The organism is Ramlibacter sp. (genome assembly GCF_035706265.1).
GTDB lineage: Bacteria > Pseudomonadota > Gammaproteobacteria > Burkholderiales > Burkholderiaceae_C > Ramlibacter.
This window is the reverse complement of record NZ_DASSVG010000721.1, coordinates 1-4689: the sequence shown is the minus strand read 5'-3', so window position 1 is coordinate 4689 and position 4689 is coordinate 1. Positions and strand designations below refer to the sequence as shown.

General features: G+C 69.0%; 7 protein-coding genes. All 7 read left to right on the top strand.

All coding sequences use genetic code 11. The annotated features are described in order from the left end of the window. Window positions 1-441, top strand: a 441-nt coding sequence (locus VFM98_RS25835) for a S1 RNA-binding domain-containing protein (protein ID WP_325112751.1), incomplete at its 5' end; no start/stop codon positions are given. 82 nt (window positions 442-523) lie between these two features. Continuing rightward, on the top strand, window positions 524-829 hold the full coding sequence (locus tag VFM98_RS25830) for an integration host factor subunit beta (RefSeq protein ID WP_325112750.1): 306 nt from the start codon (window positions 524-526) through the stop codon (window positions 827-829). A gap of 84 nt (window positions 830-913) precedes the next feature. Next, window positions 914-1207: a LapA family protein gene (locus tag VFM98_RS25825; protein ID WP_325112749.1), complete on the top strand. Its 294-nt coding sequence runs from the start codon at window positions 914-916 to the stop codon at window positions 1205-1207. Further along, window positions 1197-2330, top strand: a complete 1134-nt coding sequence (lapB, locus tag VFM98_RS25820; protein WP_325112748.1) for a lipopolysaccharide assembly protein LapB — start codon at window positions 1197-1199, stop codon at window positions 2328-2330. Before VFM98_RS25825 ends, lapB begins: the two co-directional genes overlap by 11 nt. Beyond that, entirely contained in the window at window positions 2327-3259 is a 933-nt protein-coding gene (gene rfaE1 / locus VFM98_RS25815; RefSeq protein ID WP_325112747.1) for a D-glycero-beta-D-manno-heptose-7-phosphate kinase, read from the top strand. The genes lapB and rfaE1 overlap by 4 nt, the downstream gene beginning before the upstream one ends. Then, complete coding sequence (rfaD, locus tag VFM98_RS25810; protein ID WP_325112746.1) at window positions 3256-4257, top strand: ADP-glyceromanno-heptose 6-epimerase; 1002 nt, start codon at window positions 3256-3258, stop codon at window positions 4255-4257. The genes rfaE1 and rfaD overlap by 4 nt, the downstream gene beginning before the upstream one ends. A gap of 98 nt (window positions 4258-4355) precedes the next feature. After that, the coding region (locus VFM98_RS25805; RefSeq protein WP_325112745.1) for a helix-hairpin-helix domain-containing protein at window positions 4356-4689 on the top strand (334 nt) is incomplete at its 3' end.

Here is a 4689-nt window from a genome sequence, read left to right as displayed (position 1 = left end):
GCGATCGTGCTGGGCGTGGATGTGGACCGCGAGCGCATCTCCCTGGGCATCAAGCAGCTCGATGGCGACCCGTTCGCCACCTTCACCTCGGTGCACGACAAGGGCTCCGTGGTGTCGGGCAAGGTCAAGACGGTCGACCCGAAGGGCGCCGAGATCGACCTGGGCAACGACATCTTCGGCTACCTGCGTGCTTCGGAAATCGGCCGCGACCGCGTGGAAGACGCGCGCAACGTGCTGAAGGAAGGCGACGAGATCACCGCCGTGGTGACCAACATCGACCGCAAGACGCGCAACATCCAGCTGTCGATCCGCCAGAAGGACATGATCGACGAGCAGGGTGCGATGGCGCAGCTGTCGCAGCAGTCTGCCCGCGAGCAGGCCGGTACCACCAGCCTCGGCGCGCTGCTGCGTGCCAAGCTGAACGACCAGGACCGCAGCTGATCGCGGTTGAGCGTTAAGCGTTGGGCGTTGAGCGTGAAAGCGGGTCTGCTCGCTCAACGCTGAACGCTCAACGCCGAACCTTATGACCAGAAGCGACCTCGTAGAAGAACTGGCCGCGCGCTTCAGCCAGCTGACCCATCGCGACGCGGAGTACGCCGTCAAGACCATCCTCGACGCGATGAGCGAAGCGCTGGTGCGCGGGCACCGCATCGAGATCCGCGGCTTCGGCAGCTTCTCGATCAACCGCCGCCCGCCCCGCATGGGGCGCAACCCGCGCTCGGGCGAGAGCGTGCACATCCCGGAGAAGCGCGTACCGCACTTCAAGCCGGGCAAGGCGCTGCGCGAGGCGGTGGACGAGCGGACGAAGGAAATGCAGGTTGAGCGTTGAGCGTGCGGCGTTCAGCGTGATTCCGCGCTCAACGCTCAACGCCGAACGCCGAACCTTAGAATTCGGCGGACGCAGGAGCCGAATTTGAAATACGTGGCTTGGCTGCTCAAGGCAGCCATTTTTTTTACCCTGTTCGCGTTCGCCCTGAACAACCAGCAGGACGTGACCGTGCACTTCTTCTTCGGCACGCACTGGACGGCGCCGCTGGTGCTGGTGGTGCTGGCCGCCTTCGCCGCGGGCCTGGTGGTCGGCGCGATCGGCATGGTGCCGCGCTGGTGGAAGCACCGCAAGGCGGTCGCGCGCGGCCTGCACGCCGACCCCGGCGGCGCCCCCAGCACGCTGATCGGACAGGGCACCCCGCCCAAGCATGGACTTTGACCTGACCTGGCTGCTGTGGGGCCTGCCGCTGGCGTTCGCGCTCGGCTGGTTCGCCTCGCGCCTGGACCTGCGGCAGCTGCGCATCGAGAACCGCCAGGCCCCCAAGGCCTACTTCCGGGGCCTGAACTTCCTGCTGAACGAACAGCAGGACCAGGCGATCGACGCCTTCATCGAGGCGGTGCAGAACGATCCCGACACCTCGGAGCTGCACTTCGCCCTCGGCAACCTGTTTCGCCGCCGCGGCGAATACGAGCGCGCCGTGCGCGTGCACGAACACCTGCTGTCGCGCGCGGACCTGAGCCGCGCCGACCGGCACCGGGCCCAGCACGCGCTGGCGCTGGACTTCCTCAAGGCCGGCCTGCTCGATCGCGCCGAGGAGGCGCTGCGCAAGCTGGAAGGCAGCGCCTACGAGGAGCAGGCGCTGCTCGCGCTGCTGGCCATCTACGAACGCTCGCGCGACTGGCCGCAGGCGCGCGAGATCGCGCGCAAGCTCGACGCCGCCGGCTCCGGCCAGTTCGCCGCCCGCCAGGCGCACTACTTGTGCGAGATGGCCACCGGCGCCGCACCGGCCGAGGCGGAGCAGCTGCTGCAGGAGGCGACCAAGGTCGCGCCCGCGGCGCCGCGCCCGCGCATCGAGCTGGCCGCCCTGCGGCGGCGCGCCGGCGACGCCCGCGCCGCCTTCGAGCTGCTGCGCGAACTGGCCGACCAGGTGCCCTCCGCGATGGCGCTGCTGGCGAAGCCCCTGGCGGAGGCCGCGCAGGCCTGCGGCACCCAGGACCAGGCCATGCAGCTGCTGCGCGCGCACTACGAGCAGTCGCCCTCGCTGGACGTGCTGGAAGGCATCACCGCACTGGAAACGGATCCCGAAGCGGCCCGCGCCTGGTACGTGCGGCACGTGCAGCGCGAGCCCTCGCTGGTGGCCGCCGCCAAGTGGATCGCCGGCGAGAAGCTGCAGCACGAGGAATTCCATCCCGAGGTGCAGCGCGCGCTGGACAACGCCGTGCGGCCGCTCACGCGCTACCGCTGTGCGGCCTGCGGCTTCGAATCGAAACAGTATTTCTGGCAATGCCCGGGCTGCCAGGCCTGGGACAGCTACCCGCCCCGGAGGGTGGAGGAGTTATGAATCCAGGCAAGCAACGCATCGCCAAGGCGCGCGTGCTGGTGGTCGGCGACGCGATGCTCGATCGCTACTGGCACGGCGCCGTCGAACGCATCTCGCCCGAGGCGCCGGTGCCGGTGGTCAAGGTCTCGCGCGAGGAGGAGCGCATCGGCGCCGCCGCCAACGTGGCCTACAACGTCGCCACCCTGGGCGCGCAGGCCAGCTTCCTCGGCGTGGTGGGCGACGACGAGCCGGGCCACCGCCTCGAAGCGCTGCTCACCGGCACCGGCATCCGCACGCTGCTGAAGCGCGACTCCGGGCTGCGCACCACCGTCAAGCTGCGCGTGATCGGCCGCCAGCAGCAGCTGCTGCGCATGGACTTCGAGAACGAGCCGGACCACGAGGTGCTGGCGATGCAGACCGATGAATTCGGCCGCCTGCTGCCGCAGCAGGACGCCGTGCTGTTCTCCGACTACGGCAAGGGCGGCCTCGCCCACATCCCGGCGATGATCGCCAGCGCCCGCGCCGCGGGCAAGCCGGTGCTGATCGACCCCAAGGGCTCCGACTACGGCCGCTACCGCGGTGCCACGGTGATCACGCCCAACCGCGCCGAACTGCAGGACGTGGTGGGGCGCTGGAACGGCGAGGAGGACCTGAAGCTGCGCGCGCAGCGCCTGCGCGAGGAGCTGGGGCTGCAGGCCCTGCTGGTCACCCGCAGCGAGGAAGGCATGACCCTGTTCGACGCCGGGCCCGAGCCCCTGCACGTGAAGGCGCAGGCGCGCGAGGTCTTCGACGTCACCGGCGCCGGCGACACGGTGATCGCCACGCTGGCCACCATGGTGGCCGCGGGCCTGCCGCTGCGCGAAGCCGTGCCGATCGCCAACCGGGCCGGCAGCATCGTGGTGGGCAAGTTCGGCACCGCCACCGTTTCCTACGAGGAGTTGTTCGAATGACGCGCGTCGTCGTCACCGGCGCAGCCGGTTTCATTGGTTCCAACATCGTCAAGGGCCTGAATCAGCGCGGGATCGACGACATCATCGCGGTCGACGACCTGACCCAGGGCGACAAGTTCCGCAACCTGGCCGACCTGCGGATCGACGACTACATCGATGCCGACGAGTTCTACTCGCTGTTCGCCGAGGGCAGCTTCGGCAAGGTGGAGGCCGTGTTCCACGAGGGCGCCTGCAGCGACACGATGGAGCAGGACGGCAAGTACATGATGGACAACAACTACGGCGTGTCCTGCTCGCTGTTCGAGTCCTGCCAGCAGCGCGGCGCGCGGCTGCTGTACGCGTCGTCCGCGGCGGTGTACGGGGGCTCCGACACCTTCCGCGAGACGCCCGAGTTCGAGCGCCCGCTGAACGTGTACGGCTACAGCAAGCTGCTGTTCGACCAGCGCATGCGGCGCGAGCTGGGCAAGGACTTCAAGCGTGCCAAGCGCCAGGTGGCGGGCTTCCGCTACTTCAACGTCTACGGCCCGCGCGAGCAGCACAAGGGCCGCATGGCGAGCGTCGCCTTCCACCAGTTCAACCAGTTCCGCGAGCTGGGCAAGGTCAAGCTGTTCGGCGAGTACGGCGGCTACGGCCCCGGCGAGCAGACGCGCGACTTCGTCTTCGTCGACGACGTGGTGGCGGTGAACCTGTGGTTCTTCGACCATCCGGAGAAGTCCGGCATCTTCAACCTGGGCACCGGCCGCGCGCAGCCGTTCAACGACGTGGCGCTGGCGGTGCTGGATGCCCTGCATCCCGGCGGCGTGCAGGACGCCCCCACGGCGGTGGACCTGGGCCTGCTCGAATACATTCCCTTCCCGGATGCGCTGCGCGGCAAGTACCAGTGCTACACCCAGGCCGACCTGACGGCGCTGCGCGAGGCCGGCTGCGAGCACCGGTTCGCGGACGTGGCGACCGGGGTGGGCGAGTACATGCGGCAGCTGCAGCGGCATTTCGGCTGACCCGCCGCCGGCTGCGTCAACTTTCCCCCGCCCTGCCTCGTTGAGGAGGGGCTGCGCCCCGCCGGGGCGCGTCATGCCAACCTGGAGGAGAGAGACCCATGCTGAAGAAAATCCTGGCCATCCTGGCCCTGCTCTATGCCGCGGCGTCCTTCGCCGCCGTCGACGTGAACACGGCCACCGCGGCCGACCTGGACAGCGTCAAGGGCATCGGCCCGGTCATGTCCAAGCGCATCCTGGAGGAGCGCAAGAAGGGCGGCCAATTCAAGAACTGGGACAGCCTGATGGCCCGCGTGAAGGGCATCGCCCCCATCACCGCCGCCCGCCTCTCCTACGGCGGGCTGCGCGTCAACGGCGAGGAGTACCACCGGGAATTCGGCGGCAAGCCGGCGATGAAGGACGAGAAGAAGGCCGCGACGCCGGAGAAGAAGGAAG

Excerpts from the sequence above, each read along its gene's own strand:
- VFM98_RS25830 (WP_325112750.1), top strand. The coding sequence starts at position 524 with ATGACCAGAAGCGACCTCGTAGAAGAACTGGCCGCGCGCTTCAGCCAG.
- rfaD (WP_325112746.1), top strand. The coding sequence starts at position 3,256 with ATGACGCGCGTCGTCGTCACCGGCGCAGCCGGTTTCATTGGTTCCAAC.
- rfaE1 (WP_325112747.1), top strand. The coding sequence starts at position 2,327 with ATGAATCCAGGCAAGCAACGCATCGCCAAGGCGCGCGTGCTGGTGGTC.
- lapB (WP_325112748.1), top strand. The coding sequence starts at position 1,197 with ATGGACTTTGACCTGACCTGGCTGCTGTGGGGCCTGCCGCTGGCGTTC.